Origin of the sequence: Xenophilus sp. Marseille-Q4582, from assembly GCF_916700565.1 — a bacterium.
Classification (GTDB): Bacteria; Pseudomonadota; Gammaproteobacteria; order Burkholderiales; family Burkholderiaceae_C; genus Xenophilus.
This window is the reverse complement of record NZ_CAKAKO010000004.1, coordinates 485,356-503,424: the sequence shown is the minus strand read 5'-3', so window position 1 is coordinate 503,424 and position 18,069 is coordinate 485,356. Positions and strand designations below refer to the sequence as shown.

The 18,069-nt window shown below is 70.7% G+C and carries 16 protein-coding genes; 4 read left to right on the top strand and 12 right to left on the bottom strand.

The window, feature by feature from the left end; all coding sequences use genetic code 11:
- Nucleotides 1–422 precede the first annotated feature (422 nt).
- A complete protein-coding gene (locus tag LG388_RS17725; protein WP_225784038.1) occupies nucleotides 423–2,342 on the top strand; it encodes a sigma-54-dependent Fis family transcriptional regulator in 1,920 nt (639 codons plus the stop codon).
- Nucleotides 2,343–2,558: 216 nt separating this feature from the next.
- On the opposite strand, the gene LG388_RS17720 is transcribed toward LG388_RS17725, so the two are convergent.
- The 6 genes from LG388_RS17720 to LG388_RS17695 form a co-directional block, all read right to left on the bottom strand.
- Nucleotides 2,559–2,777: a hypothetical protein gene (locus LG388_RS17720; protein ID WP_225784037.1), complete on the bottom strand. Its 219-nt coding sequence runs from the start codon at nucleotides 2,775–2,777 to the stop codon at nucleotides 2,559–2,561.
- The gene (locus LG388_RS17715) at nucleotides 2,774–4,015 is read right to left on the bottom strand and encodes a PepSY-associated TM helix domain-containing protein (RefSeq protein WP_370630191.1); all 1,242 of its coding nucleotides are present in this window, start codon (nucleotides 4,013–4,015) and stop codon (nucleotides 2,774–2,776) included. The genes LG388_RS17720 and LG388_RS17715 overlap by 4 nt, the downstream gene beginning before the upstream one ends.
- Before the next feature lie 62 nt (nucleotides 4,016–4,077).
- On the bottom strand, nucleotides 4,078–5,208 hold the full coding sequence (locus LG388_RS17710) for a DUF1513 domain-containing protein (protein ID WP_225784036.1): 1,131 nt from the start codon (nucleotides 5,206–5,208) through the stop codon (nucleotides 4,078–4,080).
- Between the two features lie 4 nt (nucleotides 5,209–5,212).
- Nucleotides 5,213–6,247 (bottom strand): imelysin family protein, encoded by a 1,035-nt coding sequence (locus LG388_RS17705; protein ID WP_225784035.1) that lies wholly within the window; start codon nucleotides 6,245–6,247, stop codon nucleotides 5,213–5,215.
- Between the two features lie 14 nt (nucleotides 6,248–6,261).
- Nucleotides 6,262–7,713 (bottom strand): di-heme oxidoredictase family protein, encoded by a 1,452-nt coding sequence (locus tag LG388_RS17700; protein ID WP_370630190.1) that lies wholly within the window; start codon nucleotides 7,711–7,713, stop codon nucleotides 6,262–6,264.
- Nucleotides 7,714–7,730: 17 nt separating this feature from the next.
- Nucleotides 7,731–8,942 (bottom strand): imelysin family protein, encoded by a 1,212-nt coding sequence (locus LG388_RS17695; RefSeq protein ID WP_225784034.1) that lies wholly within the window; start codon nucleotides 8,940–8,942, stop codon nucleotides 7,731–7,733.
- Between the two features lie 230 nt (nucleotides 8,943–9,172).
- Here LG388_RS17695 and LG388_RS17690 point away from each other — a divergent pair, with 230 nt between their 5' ends.
- The 3 genes from LG388_RS17690 (at nucleotide 9,173) to LG388_RS17680 (ending at nucleotide 11,195) form a co-directional block, all read left to right on the top strand.
- Nucleotides 9,173–9,685 (top strand): GFA family protein, encoded by a 513-nt coding sequence (locus tag LG388_RS17690; RefSeq protein WP_225784033.1) that lies wholly within the window; start codon nucleotides 9,173–9,175, stop codon nucleotides 9,683–9,685.
- Nucleotides 9,686–9,811: 126 nt separating this feature from the next.
- On the top strand, nucleotides 9,812–10,591 hold the full coding sequence (gene xth / locus LG388_RS17685) for an exodeoxyribonuclease III (protein WP_225784032.1): 780 nt from the start codon (nucleotides 9,812–9,814) through the stop codon (nucleotides 10,589–10,591).
- Between the two features lie 64 nt (nucleotides 10,592–10,655).
- Nucleotides 10,656–11,195 (top strand): hypothetical protein, encoded by a 540-nt coding sequence (locus LG388_RS17680; protein ID WP_225784031.1) that lies wholly within the window; start codon nucleotides 10,656–10,658, stop codon nucleotides 11,193–11,195.
- Nucleotides 11,196–11,258: 63 nt separating this feature from the next.
- On the opposite strand, the gene ntrC is transcribed toward LG388_RS17680, so the two are convergent.
- From ntrC to LG388_RS17650, 6 genes are all read right to left on the bottom strand, one after another.
- Nucleotides 11,259–12,824 (bottom strand): nitrogen regulation protein NR(I), encoded by a 1,566-nt coding sequence (ntrC, locus tag LG388_RS17675; protein ID WP_225784030.1) that lies wholly within the window; start codon nucleotides 12,822–12,824, stop codon nucleotides 11,259–11,261.
- Between the two features lie 22 nt (nucleotides 12,825–12,846).
- The gene (gene glnL / locus LG388_RS17670; RefSeq protein WP_225784029.1) at nucleotides 12,847–13,926 is read right to left on the bottom strand and encodes a nitrogen regulation protein NR(II); all 1,080 of its coding nucleotides are present in this window, start codon (nucleotides 13,924–13,926) and stop codon (nucleotides 12,847–12,849) included.
- Nucleotides 13,927–14,108: 182 nt separating this feature from the next.
- Entirely contained in the window at nucleotides 14,109–14,624 is a 516-nt protein-coding gene (locus LG388_RS17665) for a hypothetical protein (protein ID WP_225784028.1), read from the bottom strand.
- 141 nt (nucleotides 14,625–14,765) lie between these two features.
- Nucleotides 14,766–16,181 (bottom strand): type I glutamate--ammonia ligase, encoded by a 1,416-nt coding sequence (gene glnA, locus LG388_RS17660; RefSeq protein WP_225784027.1) that lies wholly within the window; start codon nucleotides 16,179–16,181, stop codon nucleotides 14,766–14,768.
- Between the two features lie 153 nt (nucleotides 16,182–16,334).
- The gene (locus tag LG388_RS17655; protein WP_225784026.1) at nucleotides 16,335–17,129 is read right to left on the bottom strand and encodes a molybdopterin-binding protein; all 795 of its coding nucleotides are present in this window, start codon (nucleotides 17,127–17,129) and stop codon (nucleotides 16,335–16,337) included.
- Nucleotides 17,126–18,061 (bottom strand): EI24 domain-containing protein, encoded by a 936-nt coding sequence (locus LG388_RS17650; RefSeq protein ID WP_225784025.1) that lies wholly within the window; start codon nucleotides 18,059–18,061, stop codon nucleotides 17,126–17,128. Before LG388_RS17650 ends, LG388_RS17655 begins: the two co-directional genes overlap by 4 nt.
- Between the last annotated feature and the right edge of the window lie 8 nt (nucleotides 18,062–18,069).

The following is an 18,069-nucleotide window of genomic DNA, read 5'->3' as shown; positions in this document are numbered from 1 at the left end:
GGCGGTGTCGGAAAGGTGTATCGAAACGCCCGGGGCAAGGCGCAAAGCGCAGCCATCGCTGCGGCGGTGGCGAGCATTTGCAACGACATGCCGGCGGGTCGTTGCGTGCAAGGCCGGCACGGCCAAAGAACTCTCCGACTCCCAGAGGAAGACGGTGCATGCGGGGTTCGCCGATCGCACCCTGCGACAGCCGCGCCGTGCATCGCGCGACACGCTGTTGCAGCGCGCGACAGGCTCCGGGTTGGGCCCGATCCGGTCGCGGGTGGGCGGCGCCTCCGGGAAATCGCCAGCAACATTCGCAAACTGCGACATGCTGCAGCCGGCGCCGCTGGCTAGCATCCGGACATACGCACCAGCGCGCCCCGCGGCGCGCCTGGGGGCCCGATCCGCCCGCCGCCCATGACATGTCCGGAGACATCTCCATGACCAACGCTGCCCACCGTGCGCTGAGCGTGGCATCCGCGCGCGAGCGCTTCTTCCGGCAGGGCCTGGACCCGGCGCCCGGCATCGCCGAGCCCATCGCGCGGTCCTGGCAGCGCTGCCGGCACCTGCCCTGGCAGCACAGCGAGCTGGCCCCGCTCACGCTGGGCGAGCTGGACGAGCGCCGCGAGCAGGCCATGCGCCTGCTGGCCTGCGCGCAGCCCGAACTGGACGGCCTGGCCGAACACGCCACGCGCGAAGGCTGCGTGGTGATCCTGACCGATGCCAGCGGCCTGATCCTGCAGGAAGTGGGCAGCGCCGACTTCCTGCCCAAGGCGGAACAGGTGGCGCTGCGGCCTGGCGTGGACTGGTCCGAGGATCTGCGCGGCACCAACGCCATCGGCACCGCGCTGGTGGAGCGCGAGGCGATCATGGTGCTGGGCGGCGAGCACTACCTGGCGCAGAACGCCAGCATCGGCTGCGCGGCCGCGCCCATCCTCGACAGCCGCGGCGCGGTGGCCGGCGTGCTCGACATTTCCGGCGAAACCGTGCGCGTGAACCCGCATGCGCTGGGCCTGGTGCGCATGGCCGCCCAGCAGGTGGAGCACCGCATGCTGCTGGCCGGCGCACAGGGCCATCTGCTGCGCTTCCACGCGCGCAGCGGCCTCATCGGCACGGCGCGCGAGGGCGTGCTGGTCATCACCGACGGGCGCATCGTCGGCGCCAACCGCTGCGCGCTGGACCTCTTCGGCACGGTGTGGGACGGGCTGCTGGACCGCGATGTGCACAGCCTGCTGGGCCGCCACTGGGGCCGGCTGGAACACCAGCGCGGGCTGCTGACGCTGCCCGACGGCCGGCAGGTGGCGAGCGTGGTGGAGCGGCTGTCAGCGCCGCTGAGTGCCGTCAGTGCCGTCAGCGCCGTGCGCGGTGACCGGGCCCCCACGCCGGCCCGCCCCACCCCGGCCACCGACGCGGTGGCGCCGCTGCTTGCCCAGGCCGTGCGCGTGCTGGACCAGGGCGTGCCCGTGCTCGTGACCGGCGAAACCGGCAGCGGCAAGGACGTGTTCGCGCGCCGCCTGCATGCGGCAAGCCGCCGCCGCGACGGCCCTTGCGTGGCGTTGGACTGCGCCTCGCTGCCCGAATCGCTGATCGAGGCCGAGCTCTTCGGCTACGAGGAAGGCGCCTTCACGGGGGCGCGCAAGCGCGGCAGCCCGGGCCGCATCCGCGAAGCCGACGGCGGCATTCTCTTCCTGGACGAGATCGGCGAAATGCCGCTGGGCCTGCAAAGCCGCCTGCTGCGCGTGCTGGAAGAGCGTGTGGTGGTGCCGCTGGGCGGGGGGCGGCCCGTGCCCGTGAACTTCGACCTGGTCTGCGCCACGCACCAGGACCTGCCGGCCCTCGTGCAGGCCGGGCGCTTCCGCGCCGACCTGATGTACCGCCTGGCCGGCTTCACCGCGCGCATGCCGGCCCTGCGGGAGCGAAGCGACCGGCGCGCGCTGATCGCGCGGCTGTTCGACGAGCTGGGCGGTGAGCAGCGCCAGCTGGAATTGACCGGCCCCGCGCTGGAACGGTTGGTCGCCCACGACTGGCCCGGCAACGTGCGCGAGCTGCGCAGCACCTTGAAATCGCTGATCGCGCTGGCCGAGCCGGGGCAGGAAATCGGCCCGGAGATGCTGACGGCACTGCGCCCCGCGCCGCCGGCCGAAGGACCGGCCGCCTCCGCCGATACCGCGCTCCCGGTGGCGCCACGATCGCTGCGCGAAGCCACGCATCAGGCCATCGAACAGACGCTGCAGGCGTGCGGCCAGGACATCGCCCGCACGGCGCAGCAGTTGGGCATTCATCGCAGCACGATCTATCGCCATCTGGCGCGGCAGCGCAGGCAGGCGGCCTCGGCCCCGAAGGACATGGCCGGCGCCTGAGAAGGTGTGAACGAACCCGACATGCCCGCTCATTCCGCCAAAACACACCCGCTCTGCGTTGCAAATGCTCGCCATAGCCCGAGCTATGGCTGCGCTTTGCGCCTTGATCGGTCGCGTTTTCGCGGCCTGCTCGGCCACGCCGGATTCATTCACACCTTCTGAGCGGGCGCGAAGCGGCCCGCCGCCCCAACGCGGTGGCCGGCGCAGGGCCGGCATTCAGTCCCGTCGGTGCAGCCACCCCCACCAGACGCAGCCCGCGGCGGGAAGGCCCAGCGCCAGCCAGGCCAGCCAGTCGCCCACGCCCCCGTCGCTGAACAGGGCCGACACCAGGCCGACGGCGGTGAGCAGGCCCAGGGCCAGGGGCCAGCCCCACAGGCGCCAGAAGGCGCTGCGCGCGGCCGCTACCTCGGCCGGCCTTCTGCCGCTCGCACTCACGAGGCGCTCGCGCGCGCAGATTGCGCTGCCGCGGCCGGCTCTGCCTTTTCGCGCCGGCCGACCCGCGCCGCATGTCCTTGCGCGGGCGCGCCCGCAGGCAGCGGCCCGGCGGGCCGCGGCCGGTGCGCGTGCACCGGCTGGCCCTTCTTGAGCCACAGGTACAGCCCGCTGCCCAGCACGACGAGGGTCGCGATGTCGAGCACGGCCCACAGGATCTGCATGGGCAGGCCGCCGTAGTCGCCGAAGTGCAGCGGCTGCGACACCAGCAGCGCCGTCAGGTACCAGGGCAGCCGCGGCGCCGCCGTGACCTGGGCCGTCTTCGCATCCACCAGCACGGGCTGCAGCAGCCGCGAGGTCAAGGGCGTATTGCCCTTGAGGAAGAAGGTGTGGTGGTGCGGGCTGGAAAAGGCCGTGCCCGGGAAGGCGATGAAGGACAGCTTCGTGTCGGGCGCGTGCGCGCGCGCCGCCTCCATCGACTGCTGCACCAACGCGCGCTCGGCCACCGGCACGGTGGGCTGGCCCTGGTAGGGCGCGAGCAGCGCGCTGAGCTGGTCATGCTGCCAGTACTTGATGAGCAGGTCGGCCCAGGTGTTGATCATGCCCGTGGCGCCGACCACGAAGAACCACACCAGCGTGACGATGCCCAGCAGGTTGTGCAGGTCCAGCCACTTCAGGCGCGGGCGCCGGTCGCGCCGCACGGTGGCGAAATCGAGTTTGCGCATGAAGGGCGCGTAGAGCACCGCGCCGCTCACGAGGGCGACCAGCAGCAACAGACCCATCAGGCCCAGGAAGAGCTTGCCCGGCAGGCCGGCGAACAGGTCCACGTGCAGCTTGAACATGATCCACATGAAGCCCTGGTCGAAGCGCGGCGTGGCCAGCACGGCGCCCGTGCGCGCGTCCACGGCCACGGAGCGGAAATCGTCCGTAGGCGCCGGCGTGGGCGTGAGCGTGACGAACCACAGGTTCTCGTCGTCCTCGCCTTGAGAGGCGAACTGCACCACGCGGTCGGGATGCTGCGCGCGCGCCACTTCCAGCACGCGGTCCAGGCTCACGCGCGGCGTATCGGCCGGCATCTTCGGCGCCTCCACTTCCGTGCCCAGCAGGTGGCCGATCTCGTGGTGGAAGATCAGTGGCAGCCCCGTGAGGCACAGCAGCAGCATGAAGACGGTGCAGACCAGGCTGCTCCATTTGTGGACCCAGGCCCAGGTGCGGATGCTGCGGCTGCTCAGGGTGGACATGGAAGGGCTCCGTGAGAGGAAGACGAGCGGAAGGGGCGCTTGGGCAGGGCGTGCCTATGCACTCAGGCACGCAGCAGCGCCCAGTGGTTATCCAGGCGCAGGCCCGGCACGCGCAGCGCCGGGGCGGCGGCGTCGGTGCGACCGTCCAGCGCCTGCGCGGAGCCGGCGCCGCCTGCCCACAGCCGGGCGGCCTGCGGATCGGGCGCCAGCGCGCAGGCCTCGGCCAGCGGCACGAAGCCGGCCCAGCGGCCATCGGAGCGCCACAGCGCCACGCCCTGCGCGCGCGGGCAGCTCAGCGCGAAGCGGCCGGCCGCGAAGCCGATGTCACCCGCATAGCCGGCCAATGGCTGCGCGCCGCCGAAGACCTGCAACGCGCGGCCGTCGAAGCGCGCGAACAGCGGTGCGGCGGCGCGTGCCGCCGCGTCGTCGTGCTCGGCCTGCAGCGCGATGCCCAGCACGCGCGCACCGCGCTCGTCCTGGCCCCAGGCGAGATGGCGCAGGCTCAGGCGCTGGTCGGCCACGCGCCACTGGCCGCGCACGCGGCCGTCGCGCGTGTCCAGCCGCACCAGAGAGGCGTCCATGCGGTGCAGGTCGACCTTCACGCGGCCGGTTTCGGGCCAGGTGGGAATGCCGCCGTTGGCCACCAGCAACGTGCCGTCGGCATCGAGCAGCAGCTCATGCGGGTCCATGCCCTGCGTGCGCCATTCGTCGATCTTCTCGAGCGTGGCGGCATCGCGCACGCCGATCAGGCCCTCAGCGTTTTCCAGGTCGGTCTCGGTCGTGTACAGGCGCTGGCCGTCCGCGCTGGCGATCACATGGCCGTTGAAGGCGCGCCCACCCTCCATCCAGTGCCAGGCCAGGGCCTGGCCGTCGGCGATGCGCATGCGCACCAGCCAGTCGCCGGGGCGGCGGGCCGCCGCGAGCAACGTGCCACCGCTGCCCTGCCCCGCTTCCACCCACACGCCGTGCGCGCGCGTCGGCACGCTGAGCGCCGACTGGATGGCCAGTTGGCCCGCCTGCTGCTGCAGCACACCGACTTGGTAGCCGTCTGCATCGGCCTCCCACGCGGCAGCAAAGCGCAGGGGCGCAGCTTCGTGCGTGCGGGCGAGCGCTGAACCCGCGGCCGCACCCAAGCCCAGCGCAGCAACCTGCGCCAGCCAGTGCCGGCGCGTGCTCGAAGTCGGGCTGCGCATCACATCAGTCCCCGTCGCCGTCCGAGAAGCCGATGGTCACGTCTAGCGCGGGCGCGATCTCGGCCTCGATGAGCTTCTTCAGCGCCCCCAGCGCGTCCACGGCCGGCGCGAGCGTGGCGGGCTGATCGGGCCGCGCGGTGGCCAGGGCCTGATCGGTGCGCGCCAGCACGCCTTGCAGCTTCGCCGCCAGCTCGCCCTGGCCGCGGGCCTGCAGCGCAGCACCCACGGGTTCGCCCAGGCTGCGGTGGGCCTCCCATTGCGCGGCCCAGCTGGCGCCCGTCTGGCCGCTGAGCGCCCGCGTGAAGGCCGGCGCCTTCTTCTGCGTCGCCGTCTCGGCCGCCTTCAGCGGCTTGTCGATCTGCGCCCAGCGCAGGCGCTCCACGCCGCCCAGCCACTGGTTGACCAGCTCCTGCAGTGCCAGGAAGGTGGCGCGATGCGCGTTCGCCCAGTCGGTGCGCGCCTGGGCCTCGAAGCCTGCAGCGAGGGTGCCGGCCTCGCGCGCGAGTTCCTGCGCCACCTGCTGCGTGTAGCGGCAGGCCGGCGTCTGGGGCGCGGGCTTCGCGCTCCACAGCAGCCATTCCAGCGCCGGAATGCCCTTGGCCGGCGTGCCGATGCGCTCCATCTGCTCGGGGCCGTGGGGCGCGCTCTGGATCGCGCGCTCGATGGTCGCGGGCCGCGTGGGGTTGAAGTCCAGCGCCGTCAGCGCGCGCCGCTTGACCACCGGCCCCACGGCCACGCCGGTGAGCCGATCCCAGGCGGTGGCGGTGCTGCGCCATTGGTCCTGCGCCGTCGACAGGCCGGTGGCCGCTTCAGCCGGCGCACCATTGCACAGCGCATCGACGGCGCCGACCAGGCGCGTCGCCTCCTGCGAGAACGCGGCCGCGCGCGGCGCGAACTGCTGGCCGTAGGCGCGCGACAGCATCTCGACGGTGCTGGCTTGCGGAACCGGCGGCTCGGCGGGCTGCGCCAGGGCCACGCTGGCCAACAGTGCGGCGCCACACGCGGCAAGGCCGCGGAGACAGGAATGGGACAGCGTCATGGGCGCCTCCTCGCTCAAAGGGAGTTGATGAAGCGCACGAGCGCGGCGCGCTCGTCGGCCGACATGCGCCGCACCGCCTCGCGGCTTTCGCGCGCCTCGCCGTCGTGCCAGAGGATGGCCTCCATCACGCCGCGTGCGCGCCCGTCGTGCAGCAGGCGCTGGTGGCCGTTCACGTCCTCGATCAGGCCGATGCCCCACAGCGGCGGCGTGCGCCACTGGCGGCCGCTGGCCTCGAAGTCCGGACGGCCATCGGCCAGGCCTTCGCCCATGTCGTGCAGCAGCAGGTCGGTGTAGGGGTGGATGGTCTGCTTCAGCAGCGCCGGGCTGGTCACGCGTTCGGTGAGCGGCGGAAAGAGCGTGTCGGCCGTGGTGTACGAAGGCCGGTGGCAGGCCGCGCACTGCGCCTGCGCGAAGAGCTTCTGGCCCTGCAGCACCTGCGCGTCGCGCGCACCGCGCCGCGCGGGCGGCGCCAGCGTGGCCTGGTAGAAGGTGACCTGCGACAGCGTCTCGTCGTCGATCTCCACGCCCTGGCCGTCATGGCCGGCAGGTGCGGCCAGGCAGTCCTTCTGCCTGGCCGAACAGGGCTGATCGGGGAACAGGCGCGAGGTGATGCCGATGTCGCCCTGGAAGGCGGCCGCCGTCTGGTGCGCGATGGTGGCCACGTTGGCCTTCCAGCCAAAGCGGCCGATCCTCATCTGCTGCGAGGGCTGGTCCCACACGCGGTTGACCTGGCCCTTGACCGGGCCCAGCGTGGCGGCCTGGACCTGCGCGTTGCGCAGGATCTCGGACTCCGGAATCAGCTCCAGCAGCCCCATGCCGATGACCTGCGGCGCGATGCGCGGGCTGATCATGAGGCCCGGCGCCGTGGGGCCGTAGTTGAGCTTGCGCAGGCGGTAGATGGGCTGGAGCAGCTCGTAGGGGGTGCCGTCGGCGAAGGCGCCGCGCACGGTCTGATGGCGGATGTCGATCTCGCCTTCGGGCTGCACCTGGCGCACCGCGAAGTTCTGGAACTGGTCGCCATAGACCGGATCGGGCTTCGGCCCGCCGTGGAGGCCGGCGCCGGGCACCGACAGGCGCATCAGCAGCGCAACGGGAGGGTCCGACAGGCCCTTGCTGAAGTCCGGCGGCGCGCCGCGCCCGTCCTGCACGTGGCAGCCGCCGCAGGAGCGTGCGATGAAATGCGGCCCCAGCCCGTCGCGCGCCTGGGTGGAGGCCGGCGCCTGCACCCAGTTGCGGCGGAAGAAGGAATTGCCGATCACGAAGCGCGTGCGCTCCGCGTCGCTCAGGTTGGCGGCCGGGAAGGAGAAGGCGTTGCGGCCCGTGGCATGCACGGTGGTCGCACCGCCGACCCGGGTGTCGTCGATCTCGGCGGTGGTGCCAGTGGCGGTGGCGTGCGGCATGGCGGCCAGCAGCGCCAGCACGGCGGCGGCTGCCAGCCCGGCCCGGGCCTGGGCTGCGCGGAACATGAACAAGACGCGAAGAGTTATTCGGGGTTGACCAGCGTCAGCCGCGTGATGCCGATGGCGCCCGCGGCCTCCACCAGGTCCTTGCTCTGCTGCGTGAGGCTGTCGATGGTCCTTTGCACACGCTGGCGGCCCGGGGCGTCGGCGCCGCCGATGATCTCGCGGTCGAAGGGCGCCTGGATGGCCTCGGCCGCGGCCACGGAGGCGGCGATCTGCGCGCTCGTGCGCTCGGCCAGCGCGGCGTTCTTCGCCGCCACCAGGTCGCGCAGCGCCGGCCCCTGGAGCACGCGGCCGTCGCGGCGCACGTACCGGCCGGTCCACACGTTCTGGATGCCCTTCGCGTTGGTCACGGCATCGCGGTGCGTGTTGTCGGAAAAGCAGGAGTGCTCGTCTTCCTGGTCCTGGCTGGCCAGCGCCACCTCGAGCCGCTCGCCGGCCAGTTCGCCGCGCGACAGCGAGCCCAGGCCGACGAAGATCCTGCGCAGCGATTCGGTGCCCGCGCGCTCGAATTTCGCGCGGTAGTTGGCCTTCTGCTTCGCTGCCGGGGGCGCCCACGCCCTGGTGAGCGACCGCAGGTCGTCGACCAGCAGTTCGGTCACCACTTGCAGGTACTGGCGGCGGCGGTCCGCATTGGCACGCTTGCCGTCGACGAAATCCTCGAAGCTGCGGTTGCCCGGGCCGGTCTCGCTCAGGTCCTGGCCCCAGAGCATGAACTCGATCGCATGCCAGCCGGTGGCGATGTTCTCCTCGCCGTCGCGCTCGTTGAGCGCCGACAGGTTCTTCTTGGTGATGGCGACCTGGCGGTCGTTGATGAGGCCCGCCTTCTCGTCACCCTTCACGGAGTCGACGTAGGACTCGTCCATCGGCCAGGCGTTGAGGCGGCCCTCGGGGCCGTTGTCATCGTCGATCGGGCCGCCATAGAAGCGGAAGGCCTCCGTCTGGCCGTAGGACTCGCGTGCCGCAAGCCAGGCCTGGCGCGCCGCCTGCAGCCCGGCCTGCGAGGGCGATGCCGTGAAGGCGCGGACGGCAGCCTGCAGTTCCAGGGCGCCGGCCAGCGTGTCGTCATAGCCGGCCTGCACCAGCGCCGCGTAATGCCGGACCACCTGCTCGGGCGTGACGGCCGCAGCCACCGCAGCGCCTTGCGCCGCAGCGGGCGCAGCTAGCAGCCACGGCGCGCACACCGAGGAAACGGAAAGCGCCGCACAGGCAGCAGCCAAGGCCAGTTTTTTCATGGAGGAATGAGCCAAGCGCGAAGAGAAGGGCCCGCCGCAGCGCCGGGAAGGCGCCGCGGCCAAGGCGTCGGCCACATTGTAGTTGAGAGTCATTCTCAGTTTCTACCATTCGAGCCTGCATGCCACAACGCCGCCGGCGCCGCCGCGCCCGGGCATGTAGTCGAGCGCCGACATCCGATGCCGGGAACGGCGCGCGCGGCGGCCCGCCTGCGGCCATGATGCTCGCGCCCATGCATCTGGAAGGCTCCTGCCACTGTGGCCGCGTCCGCTTCTCCGTCGAGTCCACGGAGCCCCTGCCCTTCATGCGCTGCTACTGCTCGATCTGCCGCAAGACCGCGGGCACGGGCGGCTACGCCATCAACCTGGGCGCCGACCACCGCACGCTGCAGGTGAAGGGACGGCGGTATGTGCGCGTCTACCGCGCCACGCTGGACACGGACGGCCAGGCCGAGGTCAGCCCCGGCCAGCGGCATTTCTGCAGCCATTGCGGCACGGCCCTGTGGATGTGGGACCCGCGCTGGCCCGACCTGGTCCATCCGCATGCCGGGGCCATCGACACGCCCCTGCCCGAGCCGCCGGCGAACGTGCATGTGATGCTGGATTCCAAGGCACCGTGGGTGCGCGTGGAAGGCCGGCCGGGCGACGAGCGCCATGCCGCCTTCCCGGACTTTTCGCTGGCGGACTGGCACCGCGCGCATGCGCCCGCACCTGCCGCGGCGGACCGGCCCGAAGGGCCCGGCTGAACCTGCGGGCCGGCCCGGGAGCCAGCGGCATGCCACCGGGGCGCGCTTGCTGCGAAGATCGGCGCTTCGCGCGGTGCCCTGCGCCGCAGCCTCCTTCGTTTCCGATCCCACAGCAAGACCCGCCCCATGCGCATCGCCACCTGGAACGTCAACTCCCTCACCGCCCGCCTGCAGCACGTGCTGGACTGGCTGATCGCCAACCCCGTGGACGTGCTGTGCCTGCAGGAGCTGAAGATGAGCGACGACAAGTTCCCGCTCGAGGTGCTCCAGTCGGCCGGCTACCACGCCGCCGTGTTCGGGCAGAAGACCTACAACGGCGTCGCGATCCTGAGCCTGGCGCCGGTGCGCGACGTGGTGCGCAACATCACGGGCTTCGAGGATGCGCATTCGCGCGTCATCGCGGCCACGCTGGACACGCCGAGCGGCGCGCTGCGCGTGGTCAACGGCTACTTCGTGAACGGGCAGGAGCCGGGCAGCGAGAAGTTCGCCTACAAGATGCGCTGGCTCGACGGCCTGCAGCAGATGATGCGCGCGGAACTGGCCGCGCACGAGCGCGTGGTGCTGCTGGGCGACTTCAACATCGCGCCCGAGGACCGCGACAGCTACGATCCCGAAGGCCTGCGCGAGACCATCCACCACACGAGCGAGGAGCGCCAGCACTTCCGCGCGCTGCTGGACCTCGGCCTGGTCGACGGCTTCCGCCTCTTCGACCAGCCCGAGAAGAGCTATTCGTGGTGGGACTACCGCATGCTGGGCTACCAGAAGAACCGCGGCCTTCGGATCGACCACATCCTGCTGAGCCACGCGCTGGTGCCGGCCGCGCGCAGCTGCACCATCGACCGCGTGCCGCGCAAGTGGGAAAAGCCCAGCGACCATGCGCCGGTGGTGGTCGATCTGGCGCTCTGACGCTGACTCTGACGCGCACGCCCTCGCCCGCCCAGGCCGCCCCTGCCCGATGAAGAGCAACGACATGCCCCTGCACAGCCGCCTGCCGCCCGCGCGCCGCTTCTCCCGTTTCTGCGCGCTCGCGGCCATCGCGGCGCTGGCCGGCTGCACGCTGCTGCCGAAGCCGGATGCGCCCGGCGGTGCCGAGGGCCCGGGCGACCCGGCGGCCGCCCCGGGCACGCCCGGCACGCCGGACATTCCCACGGTGCGGCTCATCACGGCGCAGACACCGGCGGTGCGGGCCTGGCGCAAGCAGGGCGCGCAGCACCTCTACAAGATCTACGCCAAGAAAATCTACAAGGGCAAGATCCCGCCCCTGGTGTACGCCGTGGTGGTCGTGGAGACGGACATCGACGCGCAGGGCAACGTGACCCAGGTGACCTACAGCCGCACGCCCAGCCATGCGCCCGAGGTACCGCCGCAGATCGCCCAGATGATCCGCGCCGCCTCGCCCTTCCCGGCGCCCGGCAAGGTGGGGCCGCACACCTACGTCGACACCTGGCTGTGGGACAAGAGCGGCCGCTTCCAGCTGGACACGCTCACCGAAGGCCAGCGCAGCCGCTGATCCGGCTTCGGTCATGAAAAAGGGCGCCCTCGGGCGCCCTTTTTTCCGTCCGGCCTCGCGTGCTCATGCGTCGTCCAGACCGAGCTCGGAAATCTTGCGCGTGATGGTGTTGCGCCCGATCCCCAGCTTCTGCGCGGCCTCGATGCGACGGCCGCGCGTGAAGCCGAGCGCCGTGCGGATCAGCTGCGATTCCACGCGCTGCGTGAGCACGTCCCACACGTCGGTGCGGCCGGCCATCAGCAGCGCCTGCGCTTCGGCCTGCAGGCCCTGCTCCCAGCCGCCGCCCGGCGGCGCGGCGGCCACGGCCCCCTCCACGGCGGACCTCGCCACGGCCTGTGCGAACGGCACGCCCGCGGCGCCCTCGGGCGCATGCTCGGTGGCCGGCAAGGTCCCCGGGGCCGCCATGGCGGCCGGGGCGGCGCTGGCCGCGGGCGCGGGCGCCGCAGCGGCCGCGCCTTCACCGTCGAGCACTTCGGGCGGCAGGTCCTTGGCTTCGATGAGCTGGGCCGGCGCCATCACGGTGAGCCAATGGCAGATGTTCTCCAGCTGGCGCACATTGCCGGGGAAGCTGAAGGCCGACAGGCGCGCCAGCGCGGATTCGGAGATGCGCTTGGGCTCCACGCCCAGTTGCTTGGCGCTCTGCTGCAGGAAGTGGCGCGCCAGCGAGGGCACGTCCTCCTTGCGCTCGCGCAGCGCGGGCAGGCGCAGCCGGATCACGTTGAGACGGTGGAACAGGTCCTCGCGGAACACGCCCTGCTTGACGCGCTGCTCCAGGTCCTGGTGCGTGGCGGCGATCACGCGCACGTTCGCCTTCACGGCGTTGTGCCCGCCCACGCGGTAGAAGTGCCCGTCGGAGAGCACGCGCAGCAGCCGCGTCTGCAGGTCGAAGGGCATGTCGCCGATTTCGTCGAGGAAGAGCGTGCCGCCCTCGGCCTGCTCGAAGCGCCCGCGGCGCATGGTCTGCGCGCCGGTGAAGGCGCCGCGCTCATGGCCGAACAGCTCGCTCTCCAGCAGGTCCTTGGGGATGGCCGCGGTGTTGATCGCCACGAAGGGCCCGTTGGCGCGCGGCGAGTGCTTGTGCAGCGCACGCGCAACCAGTTCCTTGCCCGAGCCCGATTCGCCCGTGATCAGCACGGTGACGTTGCTCTGCGAGAGCCGGCCGATGGCGCGGAACACGTCCTGCATGGCCGGCGCCTGGCCGAGCATCTCGGGCGCGGCCTGCATGCGCTCTTCCGACACCTCCTCGCGCTGGCTCTCGTCGACCGCGCGGCGGATGAGCTCGACCGCGCGCGGCAGGTCGAAGGGCTTGGGCAGGTACTCGAAGGCGCCGCCCTGGAAGGCCGAGACGGCGCTGTCCAGGTCGGAGAAGGCGGTCATGATGATGACCGGCAGGCCGGGGTGCTTGGCCTTGATCTTGTCCAGCAGGTCCAGGCCCGAACCGCCCGGCATGCGGATGTCGGACACCAGCACCTGCGGGCCGAGCATCTCGTCGTCGTTGGCCGCTTCCAGCGCCGCGAGCACCTCGCGCGTGTTGGTGAAGCTGCGCGTGGGCAGGTCTTCGCGCAGCAGCGCCTTCTCGAGCACGAAGCGTATCGATTGGTCGTCATCCACTATCCAGATCGGCTTCATGCGGGTCCTTGTGTTCCTCGTGCTACGGCAGCGGCAATGTGATCTTGAAATCGGTCCGGCCCGGCACGCTGTCGCACTCGATCACCCCATGGTGCTGCTGTACGAAAGTCTGCGCCAGTGTGAGCCCCAGGCCCGTTCCGCCTTCGCGCCCCGACACCAGCGGGTAGAAAAGACGGTCCTTGATGGCCTCGGGCACCCCCGGTCCGTTGTCGATGACATGCAATTCCAATGCCAGTCGCCACCACTGCTTGTTCAGGATCACATGGCGGACCACGCGCGTGCGGAAGGTGATCCTCGCGTCGCCCTCGGCGCGGCGCTCGGCCAGGGCCAGCGCCGCGTTGTGCGCGATGTTCAGCGTGGCCTGGATCAACTGCTCGCGATCGCCGCGGAACTCGGGAATCGACGGGTCGAAGTCGCGCTCGATCTCCAGCCCGTGGGGGAACTCGGCCATCAGCACCGCGCGCACGCGCTCGCACACTTCGTGGATGTTCACGTCGCCCACCACGTGCGGACGGCGGTGCGGCGCCAGCAGCCGGTCGACCAGCGTCTGCAGCCGGTCGGCCTCGTGGATGATGACCTGCGTGTACTCGACGAGGTCGCGCGACTCGACCTCCATCTGCAGCAGCTGCGCCGCGCCGCGGATGCCGCCCAGCGGGTTCTTGATCTCGTGCGCCAGGTTGCGGATCAGCTCCTTGTTGGCCTGGGCCTGGTCCAGCAGGCGCTCCTCGCGGTCCAGGCGGGCCTGCTGCTCCTGCGGCGTCATCTCCAGCACCAGCTCGCCACGCTTGTCGGTCTGGGCCAGCGTCACCTGCACGGGCAACGGCTCGGCGCTGCTGCTGCGCCGCAGGAAAGCCTCATAGCGCAGCGTCGCGAAGTCGTTGCTGCGCGCGCCCTCGATCGCGTTCAGCAGCACGGCCGCATCCACGAAACAGGCCGCGAAGCGCGTGCCGGTGAGCGTGCGGCGCGAATGGCCCAGCGCGTCCTCGAGGGCGGAATTCGCGAAGATCAGCGTGCCGTCGTCGCGGATCACGGCCACCAGCGTGGCCAGCAGGTCGAAGGACTGGAAGCGCCGCGCAGACGCCAGGCCTTTGCCGAAGGCCATCTCAGTTTGCGGCGGCGCGGCGCGCCACCTGCAGGACATGAAACCGGGGTTTCAACTCGACCAGCGCAACGTCGTCCGCAGGGAACCCGAGGAACTGGCTCTGCCAGGCCTCTGGGTGCGCCCCCCTCCCGCCGAAGGCGAGAGAGGGGGGAGCCGCGAAGCGGCCTGGGAGGTGTTTCATTTCAGCGTGCCGGCAGGCGCGAAAGCTCGCGCTGCAGCCCCGCGATGTCGCTCTCATTGCGCGCGATCTGCGCCTTCATCTCGGCCACGCGGTCCAGGTACTTCTGGTAGTTCTTGGCTTCGCTGCCCTGCTTCTCGGGCTCGCCGTTGTTGTATTCGCGCTGCAGTTCGGCCTGGCGCGCCTGGGCCTTCTGCAGTTCGGCTTCGAGCACGGCACGCGCGTCGGAATCGCGCTGGCGCTGCTCGGCGCTTTCCACACGCGGGCTGCCGGCCGGCGCGCGCGCGGCCGTGGCGCTCCCGCCAGCGCCGGCAGATGCGGCGGCCGGCCGGGCCGCCGCACTCGCGCCCTGCACCACGGTGACGTTGCCGCCTTCCATGAGCTTGCAGTTGCGGCGCTGCGCATCGGCCGCGTTGTTGGTGTATTCGTTGCCGCAGCGCCAGACGCGCTCCTGCGCCTGGGCGGCCCCGCCCGCCAGCATGGAGGCGGCGAGCAAAGCGATGAGGGTCGGGATTTTCATGTTCCTGGCCTGTGAAGGAGGACTTGCATTTTCTTGCACTTCGACGACCGGCTGAAGAACAGGGCGCCCGCCAAAAACAAAAAGGACGGCAGGCCGTCCTTTTTGTGCATCAGCGGGCCTGCGCAGAAGCCCGCGCTCGCTTTACAGCGAGTAGTACATGTCGAACTCGACCGGGTGCGGCGCCATGCGGAAGCGCGTCACTTCCTGCATCTTCAGCTCGATGTAGGCATCGATGAAGGCATCGGTGAACACGCCGCCCTTGGTCAGGAAGCCGCGGCCCTTGTCCAGGTACTCGAGCGCCTGGTCCAGGCTGTGGCACACGGTGGGCACCAGCGCGTCTTCTTCCGGCGGCAGGTGGTACAGGTCCTTGGTGGCGGCTTCGCCCGGGTGGATCTTGTTCTCGATGCCGTCCAGGCCGGCCATCAGCAGGGCCGAGAAGCACAGGTACGGGTTGGCCAGCGGATCGGGGAAGCGGGCCTCGATGCGGCGCGCCTTCGGGTTGCTCACGAAGGGGATGCGGATCGAGGCCGAGCGGTTCTTGGCCGAGTAGGCCAGCTTCACCGGGGCTTCGAAGCCGGGCACCAGGCGCTTGTAGCTGTTGGTGCCGGGGTTGGTGATGGCGTTCAGGGCACGGGCGTGCTTGATGATGCCGCCGATGTAGTACAGGGCCGTGTCCGACAGGCCCGCATAGCCGTCGCCGGCGAACAGGTTCTTGCCGTCCTTCCAGATCGACTGGTGCACGTGCATGCCGGAGCCGTTGTCGCCTTGCAGCGGCTTGGGCATGAAGGTGGCCGTCTTGCCGTAGGCGTGGCAGACGTTCCAGATCACGTACTTGAGCTTCTGCGTCCAGTCGGCGCGCTCGACCAGCGTGCTGAACTTGGTGCCGATCTCGTTCTGGCCGGCGCCGGCCACTTCGTGGTGGAACACCTCGACCGGGATGCCCAGGGATTCCAGCACCAGCGAGATCTCGGCGCGGATGTCCTGCGAGCTGTCGACCGGCGGCACCGGGAAGTAGCCGCCCTTGACGGTCGGGCGATGGCCCGAGTTGCCGCTTTCGTACTTCTTGCCGGTGTTCCAGGGCGCTTCATCGACGTCGATCTTCACGAAGCTGCCCGACATGTCGGCTTGCCAGCGCACGTCGTCGAAGATGAAGAATTCGGGCTCGGGGCCGAAGAACGCGGTGTCGCCCAGGCCCGAGGACTTCAGGTAGGCCTCGGCCTTCTTGGCGATGGAGCGGGGGTCGCGGTCGTAGGGCTTGCCGTCGGCCGGCTCCAGCACGTCGCAGGTCAGGTTCAGCGTCGTTTCTTCGAAGAAGGGATCGATGACGGCCGTGTTCGGATCGGGCATCAGGAGCATGTCCGAAGCCTCGATGCCCTTCCAGCCGGCGATGGACGAACCGTCGAAAGCATGGCCCGACTGGAACTTGTCCTCGTCGAAATGCGAGACCGGCACCGTGACGTGCTGTTCCTTGCCGCGGGTGTCGGTGAATCGGAAGTCGACGAACTTGACCTCGTTTTCCTTGACGAGTTTCAGCACATCGGCGACGGTCTTGGCCATCAGGATCTCCTGGTTTGGATGAGTGGGTTAAGCAGAATGCGCGACAGGGAATGCAGTTTCTGTGCCACCGGGGCGGGCGCCCGTCGGCGTGGCGGACGCAGTATCCACGAGGCACCGGCCCCGCGCAGTATCACCAAGAAGGTGCGCAAAGAGTTATCGCACCAATTCAGGGCCAATGGATGCACCATATTCGTGCAGTCCCGTCTTGAGCTGCGCATAGGCGGCCTCCAGCCGCGAGGGCTCGCCCTTGACGCCGAGCTCGATGTGGCGGCCATGCACGGGGTGGTCGACGCTGGGCAGGCTGAAGACCTTGACGCCCGGATGGGCCGCCTCCACCGCCTCCATGAGGGGCGTGAGCGCGGCCTCCATCGCACCGAAAACGATCACGGAGCGCTCCTGCGTCACCACGGGCCGGGCCAGGTGCGCATAGCGGGTGTCGAGCACCCATTCGGCCATCGGCCAGGCCATGACGGGAAAGCCCGGCAGGAAATGGACGTCGCCGACGCTGAAGCCGGGGATCTTGTTGTACGGATTCGGAATCAGGGTGGCGCCCTCGGGGAACACGCCCATGTTCAGCCGGTGCCGGTTGTCGGCGCGCTCGGGCTCGTAGGGGCGGCCTTCCTCGCGCGCCACGTCTTGCATGCGCTCGCGGATCAGGCGGGCGGCCTCGGGGTGCAGCGCCAGCGGCCGGCCCAGGGCCGCGGCGGCGCATTGGCGCGTGTGGTCGTCGGGCGTGGCGCCGATGCCGCCGGTGCTGAAAACCACCTCGCCCCCGGCAAAGGCGCGCTGCAAGGTCGCCGTGATGCGTGCCGGATCGTCGCCCACGTATTCGGCCCAGGCCAGCGCCAGCCCGCGCGCGGCCAGCATCTCGATGAAGCGGGGCAGGTGCTTGTCGGCGCGCTTGCCCGAGAGGATCTCGTCGCCGACGATGATGAGGCCGAAGTTCATGCAGAGGTAGACGCGGGAGGTGCGGAAGGAGGAAGGGCGCCGTCCGGCAGCGCGGAGCCGATGGCGGCGGGCGGCGGCCCGGGCGGCGGAACTTCTGGCCCTGCGGGCGGCGGCATGCCGCCCAGACGCTCGGCCACGCGCGCGGTGCGCAGCTGCGCCAGCGCGTCGAGGGCATAGTGGGCGAACCACAGGGCCGAGAAGGCGAAGACGACGGTGTAGATCCAGATTGCCAGCGGTACCAGCACGAAAAAGGCGGCCGCGAACAGCAGGCCCGAGGCCCAGACGATGCTGGGCGCCGCCCCCAGGTAGCCGCACAGCACGCCGATGGCCAGCAGCGGCACGCGGTGCTGGCGCATCAGCGTCTGGCGCTCCTCGGCGCTGGCATGCTCGGCCAGGGCATCGAAGGCCATGACCTTGAAGGTGAGCCAGCCCCAGATCAGCGGCGGCAGCACCAGCACCAGCGGCGGAATGAGCCACAGCGGCATCGACACGAGCAGCGCCAGCACGGCCAGCAGCGTGAGGCCCAGCGAGCGCGCCACGCTGAAGACGAAGGAAGCGCCGTGCTTGAGCTCCAGGCTGGCGAAGCGGCGCGAAGCCACCAGCCGCGTGAGCGCGGGCGACATGAAGGCCGCCACCACGACCAGCGACAGCAGCACGATCCCGGGCGTGAGCGCCAGCACCACCACCAGCGGCGCCAGCATGTCGCGCACGTCGGCCGAGAACAGGCCCTGCAGCCAGCTCCACAGGCCGGCCAGCAGCGGCCAGGCGTTGAGCGCCTCGTGCGTCCAGGCCACGGCCGCGTCCCAGTAGAAATAGCCCAGCCCCAGGCCCAGCGCCACCATCAGCACCAGCGGCAGCAGCGACAGCACGATCACGCGGGGCATCAGGCAATAGGCCGCCGCACGCCAGAAGGCATCGAGAAAGAGTTTCATGGCCGCGC